General features: G+C 71.0%; 16 protein-coding genes. 12 read left to right on the top strand and 4 right to left on the bottom strand.

What is annotated here, in order from left to right; all coding sequences use genetic code 11:
• Window positions 1-68: 68 nt before the first annotated feature.
• Window positions 69-581, bottom strand: coding sequence for a TetR/AcrR family transcriptional regulator (locus ACTMTF_RS29830; protein ID WP_441113648.1), 513 nt, complete (start codon window positions 579-581; stop codon window positions 69-71).
• A 53-nt stretch (window positions 582-634) separates the two neighbouring features.
• Here ACTMTF_RS29830 and ACTMTF_RS29825 point away from each other — a divergent pair, with 53 nt between their 5' ends.
• Entirely contained in the window at window positions 635-1,798 is a 1,164-nt protein-coding gene (locus ACTMTF_RS29825) for a cysteine desulfurase family protein (RefSeq protein WP_441113647.1), read from the top strand.
• A gap of 27 nt (window positions 1,799-1,825) precedes the next feature.
• On the opposite strand, the gene ACTMTF_RS29820 is transcribed toward ACTMTF_RS29825, so the two are convergent.
• On the bottom strand, window positions 1,826-2,878 hold the full coding sequence (locus ACTMTF_RS29820; protein WP_441113646.1) for a DUF695 domain-containing protein: 1,053 nt from the start codon (window positions 2,876-2,878) through the stop codon (window positions 1,826-1,828).
• Window positions 2,879-3,054: 176 nt separating this feature from the next.
• On the opposite strand from ACTMTF_RS29820, the gene mnmA reads away from it, so the two are divergent.
• Window positions 3,055-4,113, top strand: a complete 1,059-nt coding sequence (gene mnmA, locus ACTMTF_RS29815) for a tRNA 2-thiouridine(34) synthase MnmA (protein WP_397005073.1) — start codon at window positions 3,055-3,057, stop codon at window positions 4,111-4,113.
• Here the strand turns inward: mnmA and ACTMTF_RS29810 are convergent.
• Window positions 4,110-5,051, bottom strand: coding sequence for an NmrA family NAD(P)-binding protein (locus ACTMTF_RS29810; protein WP_441113645.1), 942 nt, complete (start codon window positions 5,049-5,051; stop codon window positions 4,110-4,112). The two genes, mnmA and ACTMTF_RS29810, sit on opposite strands and share 4 nt — an antisense overlap.
• A 90-nt stretch (window positions 5,052-5,141) precedes the next feature.
• On the opposite strand from ACTMTF_RS29810, the gene ACTMTF_RS29805 reads away from it, so the two are divergent.
• The gene (locus ACTMTF_RS29805) at window positions 5,142-5,582 is read left to right on the top strand and encodes a MerR family transcriptional regulator (protein ID WP_441113644.1); all 441 of its coding nucleotides are present in this window, start codon (window positions 5,142-5,144) and stop codon (window positions 5,580-5,582) included.
• Here ACTMTF_RS29805 and ACTMTF_RS29800 read toward each other — a convergent pair.
• Window positions 5,569-6,201 (bottom strand): MBL fold metallo-hydrolase, encoded by a 633-nt coding sequence (locus ACTMTF_RS29800; RefSeq protein ID WP_441113643.1) that lies wholly within the window; start codon window positions 6,199-6,201, stop codon window positions 5,569-5,571. The two genes, ACTMTF_RS29805 and ACTMTF_RS29800, sit on opposite strands and share 14 nt — an antisense overlap.
• A 24-nt stretch (window positions 6,202-6,225) precedes the next feature.
• On the opposite strand from ACTMTF_RS29800, the gene ACTMTF_RS29795 reads away from it, so the two are divergent.
• The 9 genes from ACTMTF_RS29795 to ACTMTF_RS29755 all read left to right on the top strand — a co-directional run bounded on the left by ACTMTF_RS29795 (window position 6,226) and on the right by ACTMTF_RS29755 (window position 17,682).
• A complete protein-coding gene (locus ACTMTF_RS29795) occupies window positions 6,226-7,206 on the top strand; it encodes a methionine synthase (RefSeq protein WP_441113642.1) in 981 nt (326 codons plus the stop codon).
• Window positions 7,207-7,242: 36 nt separating this feature from the next.
• Window positions 7,243-9,438, top strand: a complete 2,196-nt coding sequence (gene ligA, locus ACTMTF_RS29790) for an NAD-dependent DNA ligase LigA (RefSeq protein WP_441113641.1) — start codon at window positions 7,243-7,245, stop codon at window positions 9,436-9,438.
• Between the two features lie 195 nt (window positions 9,439-9,633).
• Window positions 9,634-11,745: a putative bifunctional diguanylate cyclase/phosphodiesterase gene (locus tag ACTMTF_RS29785; RefSeq protein ID WP_441113640.1), complete on the top strand. Its 2,112-nt coding sequence runs from the start codon at window positions 9,634-9,636 to the stop codon at window positions 11,743-11,745.
• Window positions 11,746-11,766: 21 nt separating this feature from the next.
• Complete coding sequence (locus ACTMTF_RS29780; RefSeq protein ID WP_441113639.1) at window positions 11,767-12,441, top strand: AAA family ATPase; 675 nt, start codon at window positions 11,767-11,769, stop codon at window positions 12,439-12,441.
• A gap of 93 nt (window positions 12,442-12,534) precedes the next feature.
• Complete coding sequence (gatC, locus tag ACTMTF_RS29775) at window positions 12,535-12,834, top strand: Asp-tRNA(Asn)/Glu-tRNA(Gln) amidotransferase subunit GatC (protein ID WP_189136523.1); 300 nt, start codon at window positions 12,535-12,537, stop codon at window positions 12,832-12,834.
• Window positions 12,831-14,321, top strand: a complete 1,491-nt coding sequence (gene gatA / locus ACTMTF_RS29770) for an Asp-tRNA(Asn)/Glu-tRNA(Gln) amidotransferase subunit GatA (RefSeq protein WP_441113638.1) — start codon at window positions 12,831-12,833, stop codon at window positions 14,319-14,321. Before gatC ends, gatA begins: the two co-directional genes overlap by 4 nt.
• Window positions 14,322-14,339: 18 nt before the next feature.
• Complete coding sequence (locus ACTMTF_RS29765; RefSeq protein WP_441113637.1) at window positions 14,340-14,504, top strand: hypothetical protein; 165 nt, start codon at window positions 14,340-14,342, stop codon at window positions 14,502-14,504.
• Between the two features lie 230 nt (window positions 14,505-14,734).
• Window positions 14,735-16,222: an Asp-tRNA(Asn)/Glu-tRNA(Gln) amidotransferase subunit GatB gene (gene gatB / locus ACTMTF_RS29760; protein WP_441113788.1), complete on the top strand. Its 1,488-nt coding sequence runs from the start codon at window positions 14,735-14,737 to the stop codon at window positions 16,220-16,222.
• Between the two features lie 146 nt (window positions 16,223-16,368).
• Window positions 16,369-17,682: an MFS transporter gene (locus ACTMTF_RS29755; RefSeq protein WP_441113636.1), complete on the top strand. Its 1,314-nt coding sequence runs from the start codon at window positions 16,369-16,371 to the stop codon at window positions 17,680-17,682.
• Window positions 17,683-17,698 lie beyond the last annotated feature (16 nt).

The following is a 17,698-nucleotide window of genomic DNA, read 5'->3' as shown; positions in this document are numbered from 1 at the left end:
GTCGTAAGAGGCAGGCGGTCGGCCGGATCAGGCTTGCTGGATCAGGCGTCCGGATCAGGCAAGCCGGATCAGGTAGGCGGTTCGACCAGCGCCCGCAGCCTGGCCTCCAGGGCCTGCAGGTCCTTCTCGGTGTTGAGCTCCGGGTCGTGGCTCGCCACGTCCCACAGCCCCTCACACGCCAGCCGCGCGATCTGCGACGCCAGCTGGTCGGGCTCCTCGCTCAGTCCCTCGCGATGCCAGCGGGTCATCGCCTCGCGTAGCGGCGCGAGGAGGAACAGGTTGCCCGAGGCGCCGGTCACCACGGCCCATCGTCGAAGCCTGCCCGAGCGCACCGCGGCCAGCGTGGCCCCGATGTAACGCTCGGTGTAGGTGTCGTCGTGCTGGGCGGCCATGAGATCGTCGAAGTCGTCGATCAGACGCTCGACCATGGCCTTGATGAGGGCTTCCTTCGTCCCGAAGTGGTAAAGGAGGCCGCCCTTGCTCACGCCCGCCCGGTCGGCGACCGCGGATAGGGTGAGTGCGGCCGAGCCCTGGTCGCAGAGGAGATCCTCCGCGGCGTCCAGCAACTCGTCCCTTCTCATGCCACTACTGTACCGTCCGGACGGTACACCGGCAAACGAGATACCCTAGCCAGGTGAGCAGACCGTCGGCCTATCTTGATCACGCGGCGACCACGCCCATGCTTCCCGAGGCGATCGAGGCCATGACGGAGCAACTCGGCCGGGTCGGTAACGCCTCCTCCCTGCACGCCGCCGGGCGGGAGGTGCGCAAAGTGGTGGAGGAGTCGCGCGAGGCCATCGCCGGCGCGCTCGGCGCCAGACCCAGCGAGGTCGTGTTCACCTCGGGCGGCACCGAGGCCGACAACCTCGCCATCAAGGGCCTGTTCTGGGCGCGCAGACCCAGGAAACGCGTGCTGATCAGCTCCGTCGAGCACCACGCCGCCCTCGACCCGGCCGCGTGGCTGGCCGACAGCCAGGGCGCCCAGGTGGAGCTCCTCAAGGTCGACGAGCACGGCCGGGTGCATCCCGACACGCTGCGCGCCGCCATCGCCCGCGACCCCGGCGACGTCGCCATGATCAGCATCATGTGGGCCAACAACGAGGTCGGCACCGTCCAGCCCGTCCACGCCCTCGCGGCCGTCGCCGGCGACCACGGCATCCCCTTCCACACCGACGCCGTCCAGGCCATCGGCCAGCTCCCGGTGTCGTTCGCGGAGTCCGGCGCCGACGCCCTCACCCTGACCGGCCACAAGATCGGCGGGCCGATGGGCGCCGGCGCGCTGCTGCTGGCCAAGGGCGTGACCCCCGTCTCCGTGCAGCACGGCGGCGGCCAGGAGCGCGACGTGCGCTCCGGCACCCTCGACGCCCCCGCCATCGCCGGCCTCGCCGCCGCCGTCCGCACCGCCGTCAAGGAGCAGCAGGCCCAGCACCGCCACCTCACCGCCCTGCGCGACGAGCTCATCGACCGGGTGCGGCGGGCCGTGCCCGACGTGGTGCTCAACGGCGACCCCGTCGACCGGCTGCCGGGCAACGCGCACTTCTCCTTCCCCGGCTGCGAGGGCGACGCCCTGCTCATGCTGCTCGACGCCCGCGGCATCGAGTGCAGCACCGGCTCGGCCTGCTCGGCCGGCGTCGCCCAGCCGTCACACGTGCTGCTGGCGATGGGCGCCGAAGCCGCCGCCGCCCGCGGCTCCCTCCGCTTCACCCTCGGCCACACCTCGACCCACGACGACGTCGACCGCCTGATCGAAGTCCTCCCTGCAGTCGTGGAGCGCGCCCGCAGGGCAGGACTCACCTGAGGAACCCGCCGCCGCGCTCCTAACCGCTCAGCTGAGAAACGCTGCTACGGCGCTCCACGCTGGGTCGGTGGACACGTCCACCCGGGGTTTGCCCTCTCGCCAGTCGGCGGTCAGCTCCTTGGCGTGGCCGGCGCCGTCGCCGGACGGGTCGGCGTAGACGTGGATGACCCGGTGGCGCTCCGCGCTCAGCTGCGCGACCAGCACCGCGTCACCCCGTGGTTTGAGCAGCCGGGCGGTCAGTCGTTCCTCGAAGTCCCGCAGGGCTGCAAGGGAGTCGCCGGTGGGCAGGCCGTTCTCGTCGCGGTGCTTGTAGGGCAGGGTGATGGCGATGTGCTGGTCGAACAGCGGATAGTCGACCGGCCGCAGCGGATAGCGGGCCGTGGCGGCCAGCGCCGCGCCGCCGGCCGTCTGCCCTTCCAACTGCGCCCACTGCTCCTGGCTGAACTCGGAGGCCAGGTCGGCGACGATCGCCGGCAGGTGAACGGCGGGCACCGAGTCGATCGGCTGGAAGGTGGCCGGCGAGATCTCGCCCACCCAGCGAGCCACGTCGTCCTCGCCGAGCAGCCAGTCGAGGGCGAGCAGCGTGGCGTCCATCCGGGCGTCCTCGCCGAGCTCGCCGAAGATCGGATGGTAGGCCGCCACGTCGACCCGCGGCGCTCCCCGGGGCACCCGCAACCCCAGCGCCAGCTTGTCCAGCCCGAAGGAGAAGCCCTCCACGTCCAGCGAGAGCTCCGCGGCCTGCGGATGGGCCGGGCGTGAGGGGTGGAACTCCCATAGCAGGTCGGCCGGCGGCGCGGCCCTGGCCCACCGGTGCGCGCGCGGTCTCAGCTCGGCGTCGCCCGCGGCGGTCACCACCAGCGCGTGCGCCGCGTTCCGGCCCGGAGCCACCTCCCAGACCAGCCCCTCATGCACCGCGCTCACCGCCGGCCCGAGCAGGTCGGGCAGGCGCTCCGACTCCCCGGCCGCCACCATCGCGTCCAGCTGCGGCCTGGCGTCGTCCCACCACGCCCAGAATCCGGCGATGGCATCGTCGGCCCCGGCCGGCTCCTCATCATCGTCCTTGCGCCCGAACAGTCGCATGCCAGAATCCTCCCAGACGCCGCCCCCACTCGTGCCTCCTTACGCGCTCGGCGCACGCCCGACCGCGTCGCCCGCGCCCACGCCTCCTTGTAGGGCCGCCTGGCGCCCGGCCCCGCGAGGAGGCTTGCGGGTCCGGGCGCTCGGCACCGCCGGGTGGACAGTAGGGTGGAACGGTCATGAAACTGCGTGTGCTTGCCGCCATGTCGGGCGGCGTCGACTCGGCCGTGGCCGCCGCTCGGATCGCCGAGGCCGGGCACGACGTCACCGGTGTGCATCTCGCCCTGTCGGCCAACCCTCAATCCCACCGTACGGGCGCCAGAGGGTGCTGCACGGTCGAGGACTCGCGCGACGCCCGGCGGGCCGCCGACGTGATCGGCATCCCGTTCTACATCTGGGACATGGCCGAGCGTTTCCAGCGCGACGTGGTCGAGGACTTCGTCGCCGAGTACGCCGCCGGCCGCACGCCCAATCCCTGCCTGCGGTGCAACGAGAAGATCAAGTTCGAGGCGGTGCTCGACCGGGCGCTGGCCCTCGGCTTCGACGCGGTCGCCACCGGGCACCACGCCAAGGTGATCGACGGCGTGCTGTCCAGGAGCGTCGACCCGGGCAAGGACCAGTCCTACGTGCTGGGCGTGCTCACCCGCGAGCAGCTCAGCCACGCGATCTTCCCTCTCGGCGACTCCACCAAGGCCGAGGTGCGCGAGGAGGCCGCCAGGCGCGGCCTGACCGTCGCCGACAAGCCCGACAGTCACGACATCTGCTTCATCGCCGACGGCGACACGCGGGGGTTCCTGGCCAAGCGGCTCGGCTCGGCGGAGGGCCCCATCGTGGACGAGCGCGGCGACGTGGTCGGCAGCCACCAGGGAGCCCACGGCTACACCGTCGGCCAGCGCAAGGGCCTGCACATCGACCGCCCCGCCCCCGACGGCAGGCCCCGCTACGTGCTGTCGATCGAGCCGGTGTCCAACACGGTCACCGTGGGCCCGCGCGCGGCGCTCGAGGTCACCTCGATCACCTGCGTACGCCCCCTGTGGAACGGCCCGTCGGCCCAGCGGGACGTGACCGTGCAGCTCCGCGCGCACGGCGAGGTGTACGGATGCCGCTTCGAGGAGCGGGACGGCGCCCTGGTCATCGACCTCGACCGCCCGGCGACCGGGGTCGCGGCAGGACAGGCGGCGGTCCTCTACTCCGGCTCCACCGTGATCGGCTCGGCGACGATCGACTCCGCCGCCTAGGACCTTCTTTCCGAAGGCGACTCGCGGGTCGCTGTCCGGCCTGGGTGGCCGGAGAACAGCTCGCGGTTCCGCTCCAGGAATTCCCGCAAGGACGTCGCCGGACGGCCCGTCACCGCCTCGATGGTGCCGAAGACGCCGTCCGGCTCGATCAGGGAGCCGTTCCGCGTTCGTTCGAAAACGTTTCGGACACACGCCATGTAGACGGGGTCGGCGCCGGCCCGGACCATGGCGTCGTAGAACACCTGTGGTTCTGCCGACTCGTATCGCCACGGCCGCCGGAGTACGTCGCCCAGCAGTTCGGCGATCTCGCTCAGCGACGCGGCCTCGGCGGCCAGGTCGTAGGCCCGCCCGTCGTGCGGTCCGGGATCGCGCAGCACAGTGGCCGCGACCCCGGCGATGTCGGCGACGTCCACCCAGTTCGGCCGCGCTTCGCCGACGAAGTGCGTGAGCACGCCGGGCGTCCCGACGCTCAACCGCAGGTTCTGCATGAAGGAAGCGGGGCGCAGGTGCGTGTGGCCGAGCCCCGAACGTTCGATGTACGCCTCGACGAGTTGGTGCCAGGCGAAGTGGACGATGGTGGTGTCCTCGGCGGCCGACACCCCGACATGGACCACATGACCGACACCCTCGGCCTTGGCCGCGTCCACGGCCGCCTTGGCTTGCGCCAGCATCCGCACGTCGTATCCGGTGAGCAGGAACACCCGATCGACGCCCGCGAACGCGGGCCGCACCGCCTGTAGTCCGGCGGTCTCGGCCTCGTCCAGATCGAGATGGCGTACCTCGACCCCATGGTCCCGCATCCGGGCCGCGGCATCCGGGCGGCGGGTGGTGGCGGCCAGGCGCAGGCGCCCCTCCTGGTGATCAGGAAGGAGCGTGTCGACGAGCGCGGAGCCGATCGCCCCGGTGGCCCCGATGACCAGAACGGTGGCCGGTGACATGTTTCCTCCCACGTTGGGCTTGATGGGTTGACCTGGGGGAAACGTAAGGCCTCACGTCGGCGTGAGGGTCAAGCGCTTAGACTCCCGCGTATGCGGATCGGTGAGCTGGCGCGGCGCACCGGCGTGAGCGTGCGGGCGCTGCGCTATTACGAGGAGCAGAACCTTCTGGTGCCGGCGCGGGCCGCCAACGGCTACCGCGAGTACGCAGGGGCCGCCGTGGACGTGGTCGCCTGCATCCAGCTGCTGTACGCGGCGGGCCTGTCCAGTGCCAAGGTCGCCGAGGTGCTGCCCGCCGCGTGCCGCGACGCCGAAGGGGTCGTGCTGTCCGGCGAGCTGACCGGTGAGCTGGAGACGGTGCGGACACGGCTGGTCGCCGAGATCGAGGAGCGTCAGGCGTCGCTGAGCCTGCTCGACGAGGTGATGGCCGCCGCATGCTGGGACGGCGCGAACCGTTCTGGAGGAGAACCCCGTCCCACGCGGCAGGACCTCCCGCAGGCGCCCGGGTGGGGGCCGGCGGTCAGCCGAGTGTGACGGACTCGCCGATGGCGAGTCTGCGCATGTCGGCGCCCTGCTTCTGCGACTCCAGCCGCAGATAGTTGTCCACCAGCGAGAGGCCGTAGTCGTTGAGCAGGCCGTCGTGGGTGGAGAAGGCGCGGCCGGGCCGGACGGCGCGCACGTAGTCGACCATCTCCATGAGCTTGAGCCAGGGCGCGTTGGTGGGGAGAAGCAGGGTGTCGACCTCGACGTCGGGGACCGTCAGGGCATCGCCGGGGTAGAAGAGCTGGTCGTCCACCAAAAAGCCGATGTTCTGCACGATGGGGACGTCAGGGTGGTTCTTGGCATGCCATTCGCCGAACACCTTGATCGAGAAACCGGCGGCCTGGAATGAGTCCTCGAACTCCACCACCTCGACCCTGACGGGCAGGTCGGCGAGCTGCGCGGCGACGCCCTCGCAGGTGAACACCTCCAGGCCGGGGGAGGCGGCGGCAAGGCGGTCGATGTCGAAGTGGTCGCCGTGCTCATGAGTGATCAGGACGGCGTCGGCGCCGTCGAGCACCGGGTCGGCGGTGAAGACCCCCGGGTCGACGACCAGAGCGCGGCCGTTCTTCTCCAAGCGTACGCAGGCGTGGCCGTATTTGGTGAGCTCCATCTCAGACAGCCTACGCTGGTGCCCATGTTGACGTGGGAAGCCACCGGGGTCGGATCGCATCCGGGCGTAGATCATTTCGAGGCGATGCGGGTGGTGTTCGGGGAGGTGCCCGGGCTGCCCTATCTGCCGGAGCTGCCTGCCCGGGGAGTCGGGGCGGACATGGTGGGCCGGACCGCGGCGCTGCTGGTCGAGTTGCCGGTGGAGGTGCAGCCCTCCGGATGGCGGATGGCGGGGCGGCCGGGGCGTGACCATCAGCGGGCGGTCGACCATCTCCGGCGTGATCTCGACGCCCTGGAGGAGATCGGGCACGACTACGCGGGGCCGCTGAAGCTGCAGGCGTGCGGGCCGTGGACGCTGGCGGCGTCGATCGAGCTGCGCCACGGCGACAAGATGCTGTCGGACCCTGGGGCGGTGCGCGACCTGATCGGGTCGCTGGCGCAGGGGGTGGCCGATCACTGCGCCGAGGTGCGGCGGCGGCTGCCCGGCGTCACCGAGATCGTGCTCCAGCTCGACGAGCCGGGCCTGCCGGGGGTGCTGACGGGGACCGTGCCGACGGCCTCCGGGTTCGGGCGGCTGCCCGCCGTGGAGGGGTGGCGGGTGGAGGAGTCGCTGCGCAGCTTCGACGCTCCGGTGGTGCACTGCTGCGCGCCTTCGGTGCCGTTCAGACTGCTCCAGAGAGCGGGTGTACGCGGGATCTCCGTGGACGCGTCCCTGCTGCGGCGCCGGGATGACGAGACCATCGGAGACCTGGTCGAGGCCGGGGTCGGCCTGTTCCTCGGCGTGCTGCCGGGGACCGGTACGCGGCCGCCGGACGCGGGGGTGGTGGCCAAGCCGGCGCTGGAGCTGTGGCGGCGGCTCGGGTTCGCGCCCGAGCGGCTGGGCGGGCAGGTCGTGCTCACTCCGGCCTGCGGGCTGGCCGGGGCCACACCCGGTTACGCCAGAGCGGCGCTCGCGGCGTGCCGCAAGGCCGCCAAGGTGCTCCGGGAGGATCCCGAGCACACCTGAGCGATAGCGTTTTCCGCAAGGGGAAGGAGCATCTTCGTGAGCGAACAGGGGACCGACGCCGGGGGCGTCCCCGGCACCGCGTCGCAGCGGCACGCCGAGCTGAGCGAGCTGGTCGAGGACGCGCGCTATCGCTACTACGTCGAGGATCGGCCGACGGTCAGCGACGCCGAGTTCGACGCGTGGTTCAACGAGCTGCTGGCGCTGGAGCAGGCCTATCCGCCCCTCCAGACGCCCGACTCGCCGACGCAGAAGGTCGGCGCGCCCGCCTCGGGTGACTTCGCCAAGGTCGAGCATTTGGCCAGGTTGGAGAGCCTGGACAACGTCTTCGACGCTGAGGGGATGACGGCCTGGCTGGCCAGGGCGGAGCGGCTGGCCGAGCACGACCCGGGCCCCTACCTGTGCGAGCTCAAGATCGACGGGCTGGCCATCGCGCTGGTCTACCGCGACGGCAGGCTGGAGCGCGGGGCCACCCGCGGCGACGGGCGCGTCGGCGACGACGTCACGGCCAACGTGCGCACCATCAAGGGCATCCCGCACCGGCTCACGGGCGATGACGTGCCGAGCCTGGTGGAGGTGCGCGGGGAGGTCTACATCCCGGTCGAGGGCTTCAACAAGCTCAACGAGGAGCTCGTCGAGCAGGGCAAACCGCCCTTCGCCAACCCGCGCAACTCGGCCGCGGGCACGCTGCGGCAGAAGGACCCGCGCGTCACCGCGCGGCGGCCGCTGCGCATGCTGGTGCACGGCGTCGGCGTCTGGGAGGGCGCGGCCGAGCCGCAGGCGCAGTCGCAGGTGTACGACCGGCTGCGGGAGTTCGGCCTGCCGGTCAGCGACCTCTACCGGGTGGTCGGCGGTCTCGACGAGATCAACGACTACATCGAGCACTACCGCCGTCACCGGCACGACCCGGCCTACGAGATCGACGGCGTGGTGGTCAAGGTCGACCGGTTCCGCGAGCAGCGTGAGCTGGGCTCCACCTCGCGGGCGCCGCGCTGGGCGATCGCCTACAAGTATCCGCCGCAGGAGGTCAACACCAAGCTGCTCGACATCCAGGTCGGTGTCGGCCGCACCGGGCGGGTGACGCCCTTCGGGGTGATGTCGCCGGTCGTGGTGGCCGGCTCGACGGTCGTGCGGGCCACGCTGCACAACGCCTCGGTCGTGGTCAAGAAGGGTGTGCGTATCGGCGACACGGTGGTGCTGCGCAAGGCGGGCGACGTCATCCCCGAGATCATCGCCCCGGTCACGGACCTGCGCGACGGCAGCGAACGCGAGTTCGTGATGCCGGACACCTGCCCCGAATGCGGCACCACCCTGGCCTACGAGCGGGAGGGCGACGCCGACCTGCGCTGCCCCAACGCGCGCGGCTGCCCGGCGCAGATCCGTGAGCGGCTGTTCTTCGCCGCGCATCGCGACGCCCTCGACATCCGGGGTCTCGGCTACGTGGCGGCCACCGCGCTCAGCCAGCCGCTGCCGCCGCAGGAGCCGGTGGTGCGCACCGAGGCCGACCTGTTCGACCTCACCCTGGAGCGGCTCGTCCCCATCCGGTCCGTCGTCCGCGACCAGGACTCCGGCCTGCCCAAGCTCGACCCCAAGACGGGCAAGGAGAAGGTCGTCTCGCTCTTCTCCAACGCCGACGGCAAGCCGAGCCAGAGCGCCTACCGGCTCATCGAGCAGCTGGAGCTGGCCAAGAAGCGGCCGCTGGCGCAGATCCTGGTGGCCCTGTCGATCCGCCACGTCGGCCCGCCCACCGCCCGCGATCTGGCCGCCGCGATGGGCTCGATCGAGGCCGTCATGAACGCCTCGGAGGAGGAGCTGGCCGCCGTCGAGGGGATCGGCCCGCGTGTGGCGGCCACGATCAAGCAGTGGTTCGAGGCCGACTGGCACCGCGAGATCGTCACCCGCTGGCGGCAGGCGGGCGTCCGCATGCGGGACGAGCAGCCGGTCGGCGCCGAGCAGGTCGCCAAGACGCTGGAGGGGCTCACCTTCGTGGTGACGGGCACGCTGTCCCAGCACACCCGCGACCAGGCGTCCGCCGCCCTCACCAGCCGGGGCGGCAAGGTGACGGGCTCGGTGTCGAAGAAGACGTCGTTCCTCATCGCGGGGGCGGACGCCGGGTCCAAGTACGACAAGGCGGTCAGCCTGAAGATCCCGATCCTGGACGAGGAGGGCTTGCGGGTGCTGCTCGACCGGGGCCCGGAGGCCGCGGCGGAGCTGGCGGTCACCCCGGAGGAGTGAGCTGTCAAGCAGGCGGCGCCGTACACAACCGATTCCGGAACCCGGGAAGGTCTCGCGCACACGTAGCGTTCACCTAAGAGCTACACAGGGTGGGTATATCCGGAAAGCGACGTGACGCAACGTACGCGCTTGGTTTCGCGAAGTGGGGTTAAGGTCGTACCCTCCCATAGTGACCTAATGGGGGTTCTGTTACCGATGACTGACCCAACCGACACCCGCGACACAGGACCACGCGTCGGCACGCCCCTGTGGGCGTTCCTCGCGGGTGTCATCGTGATCGGCTTCACCGCGCTGGTCGTCGCCCTGCTGAGGCTGGACACGACCGGGCTCGTGGAGCTGGGCCGCACGGCGCTGTTCTGGGTGGTGACGGCGCTGGTCATCCTGGGGGAGCTGCGGCCCGTCATGGTGTCCTCGGCCGCCGCGGTGGGGGGCACCTATCCGTCGGCCATGTTCACCTTCGCCGTCCTGCTCCACTACGGGCTGCCCGTCGCCGTGCTCCTGCAGGCCGTGGCCATCGCCGTCAACGGGGTGGCCACCCGCAAGGCCTGGCACCGGGTGATGTTCAACGTCGCCCAGTCGACGCTCGCCCTCACGGCCGCCGCCGTGGTGCTCGGCGCTTTCGGGATCATGCCCAGCGCCGTGGCGCCCTGGGTGCCGTCCGGTGCGGACCTGCCGGCGATCGGCCTGGCCGGGGTCGCCTACTTCGCCACCCGCGCCATGCTCGTGTGCGGCGCCGTCGCGCTGCACGAGCGCAGGTCCATCGTGCGCGTGCTGCGGGCGACGGTGGGGCCGCAGAGCCTGGTGTACGCCGCGCTGCTCGGGCTGGCGCCCCCGGTCGTCGTCGTGATGGCGCACTCACCGGGGATCGTGCCGCTGTTCGTGGCGCCGCTCGCCGCCGTCTACTTCACCGCCACGCTGTCGATGCGCCGCGACCACCAGGCGCTGCACGACGAGCTGACCGGCCTGCCGAACCGCAAACTGCTCATCGTGAGCACCGAGGAGGCGCTCGCCGAGGCCCGCCAGGACGAACGGGTCGGCCTCTTCCTGCTGGACCTCGACCGGTTCAAGGAGGTCAACGACACGATGGGCCACCCGGTCGGCGACCGGCTGCTGCAGATGGTCGCGCACCGGCTCACCCACTCCGTACGGCCCGGCGACGTCGTGGCTCGGCTGGGCGGCGACGAGTTCGCCGTGCTGCTGCCCTCGATCAGGGACGCCCACGCCGCACGCGAGGTGGCGGCCAGGCTGCGTGCCGCGCTCACCGAGCCGGTGCGGCTCGAAGGCATGACGTTCGATCTGGACGGCTCCGTCGGCATCGCCCTCTACCCGGACCACGCGCCCGACTTCGAGATGCTGCTCCAGCGCGCCGACGTGGCCATGTACCTGGCCAAGGAGGGCCGTACGGGCGTGGAGCTCTACCAGGCGGACAAGGACCGTAACTCGCCCGAACGGCTCAACCTCCTGGGAGACCTGCGCCGCGGGCTCGACAACCACGAGCTCAAGCTGCACTACCAGCCCAAGGTGAGCCTGGCCGACAGCACCGTGCACGGCGGGACGGTGCATGACAGCACTGTGTACGGCACTGTGCACGGTGTCGAGGCGCTGCTGCGCTGGCGGCACCCGGTGCACGGGTCGATCGCGCCGTCGGAGTTCATCCCGCTGGCCGAGCAGTCCTACCTGATGCGCCAGCTCACCGAGTACGTCATCAACGAGGCGCTGGAGCAGGCCGCCAGCTGGTGGCACACCGGATTGCCGGTGCAGATCTCGGTCAACATCTCCGCCCGTGACCTGCTCGACTCGGCGCTGGCCGAGCAGCTCGAAGCCGGCCTGGCCCGGCTCCAGCTGCCGCCGACGGCGATCCAGCTGGAGGTCACCGAGCGCATCCTGACCGGCCAGCAGGCCTACACCCACGACACCATCAAGGCCCTGGCGACCCTGGGCGTCCCGCTGGCGCTCGACGACTTCGGCACCGGCTACTCCTCGCTGATCAGGCTCCAGCGCCTGGCGGTGTCGGAGGTGAAGATCGACGCCTCGTTCGTCCGCCGGATCGCCGAGTCCGAGGACGACGACCGGATCGTCCGCTCCATCGTGGACCTGGTGCGCTCGCTCGGCCTGCGCTCGGTCGCCGAGGGCGTCGAGTCGGACGCGGTGGCCGTCCGCCTCGCCGAAATGGGCTGCGACCTGGGCCAGGGCTGGCTCTTCTGCCAGCCGATGCCCGCCACCGAAGCCACGGCCTGGCTCCGCGAGCGCCACACCACCGGCCCGGAGGCCGCCTACGCCCTTCGCCCAGAGGTCACGACGGCCTGAGGCGACATCGAAGTACAGTTCTTGGAGGCGCTGATTGAGCACGCCGGTGCCGAGGTTCCGCATCGGTTCGCGAGCTGGGACGAGGCGGTGCGGCAACTCCTCGCGCTCAGCGCCGAGCGGCGCGAGATCATGGTGATCGACGAGTTCCCCTACCTGTGCAAGGTGTCCCCCGCGCTGCCCTCGATCATTCAGCGGGAGATCGACCGGGCCGTGTCCTCGAACACTCCCGTGTCACTGTTGCTCTGCGGCTCGGCGATGTCGGTCATGGGCCGGCTCCTGGCGGGCGACGCGCCGCTGCGCGGCCGCGCGTCGATGGAACTCGTGGTGCGCCCCTTCGCATACCGCCAGGCTGTGGACTACTGGCGTGTACGTGACCCGCGCCTGGCCGTGCGGACCCATGCCGTGGTCGGTGGCACGCCGGCCTACCTCCGGTTCGTCGGTGGCGCCGTGCCACAAGGCCCAGAAGACTTCGACGACTGGGTGCGCCGCACCGTGCTCGACCCGGGCACGCCGCTGTTCCGTGAGGCCCGCTACCTCCTCGAAGAGGAAGCGGACGTGCGCGACTCGCCCTCTACCACTCCGTGCTGGCGGCGGTGGCGACCGGCAACTCCACACTACAGCGGGGTGGGCTTCGACGGAGAGCTGAGTTCGGAGCCGGACGTGCGGGCCATCGGGCTCGCTGAGCTCTACGGGTGATGTTTCCAGGTGGTTAAGGGTTCGGGGGCGTTCCGTCAAGGCCCCTAGGATGTGAGTGTCCAAACTCCATCCACGAAACGGGTTCAACGACTCATGTCCGCCATAACCCGCGACGAGGTCGCGCATCTGGCCCGGTTGTCCAGGCTGGCGCTCACCGACGACGAGCTCGACCACTACGCCACGCAACTCGATGCCATCATCGAGTCGGTCGCGAAGGTGGCAGAGGTCGCCGCCGAGGACGTGCCGCCATCGTCGCACGCTCTTCCGCTGACCAATGTTTTCCGTCCCGACGAGGTGCGACCGTCCCTGACGCCCGAGCAGGCCCTGTCGGGCGCTCCCGCCGTCGAGGACGACCGCTTCCGGGTGCCGCGCATCCTCGGGGAGGAGGCATGAGCCTGATTCGTAAGACCGCAGCCGAGCTGGGCGCGATGATCGCCGCCGGTGAGGTGAGCGCCGCCGAGGTGGCCGGGGCGCATCTCGACCGGATGGCCGAGGTCGAGCCCAAGGTGAAGGCCTTCCTGCACGTTGACAGGGAGACCACCCTGGAGCAGGCGCGGGCCGTCGACGCCAGGATCCGGGCGGGCGAGAAGCTCGGCCCGCTGGCCGGGGTGCCGATCGCGCACAAGGACATCTTCGCGACCCGCGACATGCCGACCACCGCCGCGTCCAAGATTCTTCAGGGCTGGCATCCGCCGTACGACGCGACCGTGACACGCCGGTTGCGCGAGGCCGGGCTGGTCATCCTGGGCAAGACCAACCTGGACGAGTTCGCCATGGGCTCCTCCACGGAGAACTCCGCCTACCAGCTCACGCACAACCCGTGGGACCTGACCAAGGTTCCCGGCGGGTCGTCGGGCGGGTCGAGCGCCGCCGTCGCCGCCTACGAGGCGCCGCTGTCGACCGGCACCGACACGGGCGGCTCCATCCGCCAGCCCGCCGCGGTGACCGGCATCGTGGGCATGAAGCCGACCTACGGCGGCTCGTCCCGTTACGGCCTGATCGCCTTCGCCAGCTCGCTCGACACGCCGGGCCCGTTCGCCCGTAACGTGCTGGACGCCGCGATGCTGCAGGAGACGTTCTCCGGCTACGACCCGATGGACTCCACCTCGATCGACGCCCCGGTGCCGTCGGTCGTCGAGGCGGCCAGAAACGCCGACGTGTCCGGCATGCGGATCGGCGTCATCAAGGAGTTCGCCGGAGACGGCGCCCAGCCGGGCGTGCTGGCCCGCTTCAACGAGGCCGTCCAGCTGCTGGAGTCGCTCGGCGCGAAGGTCGTCGAGGTCTCCTGCCCGTCGTTCGAGACCGCCCTGCCGGCCTACTACCTCATCGCGCCGTCGGAGTGCTCGTCCAACCTGGCGCGCTTCGACGCCATGCGCTACGGCCTGCGCGTCGGCGACGACGGCACCCGCAGCGCCGAGGAGGTCATGGCGCTGACCAGGGCGGCCGGTTTCGGCCCCGAGGTCAAGCGGCGCATCATGCTGGGCACGTACGCCCTGTCGAGCGGCTACTACGACGCCTACTACGGCCAGGCCCAGAAGGTCCGTACGGTCATCTCGCGGGAGTTCGAGGCCGCCTTCCACCAGGTGGACGTGCTGGTCTCGCCCACGACGCCGACCACGGCGTTCCCGATCGGCGAGCGCGCGGACGACCCGATGGCGATGTACCTCGCCGACCTCTACACCATCCCGTCCAACCTGACGGGCAACGCGGCCATCTCGGTGCCGTGCGGCCTGGCGGACGAGGACGGCCTGCCGGTCGGTCTGCAGATCATGGCCCCGGTCCTGGGCGACGACCGCTGCTACCGCGTCGGCGCCGCCGTGGAGAAGGCCCTGGAGAGCCGCTGGGGCGGCGGCCTGCTGGCCAAGGCCCCGGCACTCTAGGAGAGGGAGGGGGATGGCGTGCTCACGCGGATGCTGGACGTGCTCGACTTCGTCGCGGCCACGGCGCGCTCGGGGCAGGACGCTTTGCTGACCGCCGAGCGTGGGCGCGCCCATCAGCCGTTCCACCAGGCCGTCGAGGGTGCTCGCCGACAGGCAGGTGTGGATGCGGTTCAAGCGCAGTGATCTTCGGCCGCTCCCGGCGAATCCCCGCGATGTGGAGAGGATCTCCGATCCGAAGCAGGTCCTGGACCAGGTGGTGCTTCGCCAGAACCAGCACGTCCGTGACTATTTCGAATCCATAGGCAGAATATCGATCTTGACGTCTTGGCGCAGATTCCCGCCTACGCGGCGTGGGCGGCCGAGACGGAGAGCGCACTGAAGGGACTTGGTTACTTGTGAGCACTGACACGCTCATGCCGTACGACGAAGCGCTCGATCGTTTCGAGCCGGTGCTCGGGCTGGAGACGCACGTCGAGCTGGGCACCCGGTCGAAGATGTTCTGCGGTTGCGAGGCGGTCTTCGGCGCGCCGCCCAACACGCACGTCTGCCCGACCTGCCTGGCGCTGCCCGGGGCGCTGCCCACGGCCAACGCCATGGCGATCGAGTCGACGATCCGCATCGGCCTGGCGCTCAACTGCTCCATCGCCGAGTGGTGCCGCTTCGCCCGGAAGAACTACTTCTATCCGGACATGCCGAAGAACTACCAGATCTCGCAGTACGACGAGCCGCTCTGCTTCGACGGCTACCTCGACATCGAGGTCGACGGCAAGCCGGTGCGGATCGAGATCGAGCGGGTGCACCTGGAGGAGGACACCGGCAAGTCCACCCACATGGGTGGCGCGACCGGCCGCATCCACGGCGCCGACTACTCCATCGTCGACTACAACCGTGCGGGCATCCCGCTGGTGGAGATCGTCACCAAGCCGATCCCGGGGACCGACCGGCTGGCGCCCGAGGTGGCCAAGGCGTACGTCACCGAGCTGCGTGAGGTGATGCGCTCGCTGGGCGTCTCCGACGTGCGCATGGAGGAGGGCTCGCTGCGCTGCGACGTGAACGTCTCGCTCATGCCGCGCGGCGCCTCCGAGTGGGGCACCCGTACCGAGACCAAGAACGTCAACTCGCTGCGCAGCGTCGAGCGGTCGGTGCGCAGTGAGATCGAGCGGCAGGCGGGGGTCCTGGCCGCCGGCGGCCGGATCGTGCAGGAGACCAGGCACTTCCACGAGGACACCGGCACCACCACGTCGGGCCGGTCCAAGGAGGAGGCGCAGGACTACCGCTACTTCCCCGAGCCCGACCTGGTGCCGATCGCGCCGGACCCGGCCTGGGTGGCGGAGCTGAAGGCGGCGCTGCCGGAGCTGCCGTCGGCCAAGCGTCAGCGGCTGAAGGCCGAGTGGGGGCTGTCCGACCTGGACATGCAGGCCATGCACAACGCCGACGCGATCGACCTGGTGGAGGCCACGGTCACGGCGGGCGCGCCGGCCGCGGACGCGCGTAAGTGGTGGATGGGCGAGCTGGCCCGCCGCTCCAACGAGAGCGGCGTCGCGCTGGCCGACCTGCCGATCACGCCGGAGCAGATCGCCCGGGTCACCGTGCTGGTGGCCTCCGGCTCGCTGAACGACAAGCTGGCCCGCGAGGTGCTGGAGGGCGTGCTGGCCGGCGAGGGCTCGCCGGACGAGGTGGTGGAGAAGCGCGGCCTGAAGATCGTGAGCGACGACGGCGCGCTGTCGTCGATCATCGACGAGGTGCTCGCGGCCAACGCCGACGCCGCCGACAAGGTCCGCTCCGGCAAGATCGCCGCCGCCGGTGCGCTGGTGGGTGGCGTGATGAAGGCCAGCCGGGGCAAGGCCGACGCCGCTCGGGCGCGCGCGCTGATCCTGGAGAAGCTGGGCGTCTCGGAGTAACGACGACGCACGCAGGGGCCCCGTCACGCTGGTGACGGGGCCTTTTCGCGGCACCCGCCGGTGATGGTCCTAGGTCTATTCTCGTGCATGGACCTAGGACCAGGGCGGGAGGCGCCGCGCCGGGGCCGTGTCCTAGCGTCGCAGGCATGACACGGAAAGCATTGACGGCAGGTCTGGTGGCGATGGTGTCGCTGGTGGCCTTCGAGTACGTCGCGGTCGCGATCGCCATGCCGGTGGTGGCGGACGATCTCGGCGGGATCGAGCTGTACGGGCTGGCGTTCAGTGGGGCGATGGCGGCCGGGGTGGTGGGGACCGTGCTGGGCGGCCGATGGGCCGATCTGCGCGGGCCGCTCGCCCCGTTGTGGACGGGTGTGGCCGCTTTCATCGCCGGGCTGACCCTGGCCGGGACCGCGCCGTCCATGGAGGTGCTGATCGCCGGCCGGCTGGTGCAGGGGTTCGGCGGGGCGCTGGTGAACGTGGCGCTGTACGTGGTGGTGGCCCGGGTCTACCCCGAGGAGCTGCACCCGAAGATCTTCTCGCTGTTCGCGACCGCCTGGGTGGTGCCGTCGATGGTGGGCCCCGGGATCGTCGGCGTCATCGTCGACGTGCTGGACTGGCGCTGGGTGTTCCTGCTGGTGCCGTTCCTGACGGTGGTGGGCGGCCTGCTGCTGCTGCGCGGGCTCGCGGGCCAGCCGGTCCGGGGCGGGCAGGGCATGCCCGCCCCCGGCTTCGGGGCGATGCTCGGGTGGGCGGCCGTCACCGCCGTCGCCGCGGGTCTCATGCAGTACGGCAGCAACGGGCAGGTCGTCCTGCTGGTCATCGGCCTGGTGATCCTGGCCGTGGCGCTGCCCAGGCTGTTGCCCGCCGGGACGCTCAGGGCCGCCCGGGGGCTGCCCGCGGTTGTGGTCGTGCGCGGCCTGGCCACCGGGGCGCTCTTCGCCGCCGAGGTGATCATCCCGCTCATGCTCATCAACGGGCGCGGCCTGTCGCCGCTGTGGGCCGGGATCGCGCTCACCGGAGGCGCGGTGACCTGGTCCTTCGCCTCGTGGTTGCAGGGGCGTGAGGTGTTCAGCCAGATCACGAACCTGCGGCTGGGCGGGGCCATGCTGGCGGCGGGCGTCCTGCTGATGGGGGTCGTGACGTTCGCGGCGGTGCCCGTCGCGCTGGCCTATCCGTCGTGGATCGTGGCCGGGTTCGGCATGGGGCTGATCTATCCGACGCTGTCGGTGCTCACCCTGGAGCTGTCCGAGCCCGGCGAGGAGGGGGCCAACAGCTCGGCGCTGCAGGTGGGGGAGTCGGTGTTCTCGGTGGTGGCCGTGGCCGTCACCAGCGCGCTGTTCATCGCCGTGGGCTCCGGCTACTGGGCGGTCTTCGCGGCCACGCTGGTCATGGCCCTGGCCGGGCTGGCGATCGCGCCGCGCGCCGTCAGGGTGGCCGTACCGGCTCTCAAGGGCGCGTGAACGGTCGTGAGGGGGT

Source organism: Nonomuraea sp. ZG12 (assembly GCF_052068115.1).
Taxonomy (GTDB): Bacteria; Actinomycetota; Actinomycetes; order Streptosporangiales; family Streptosporangiaceae; genus Nonomuraea.
Note: the sequence above shows the minus strand (reverse complement) of the source record. Positions and strands in the feature narration are given on the sequence as shown.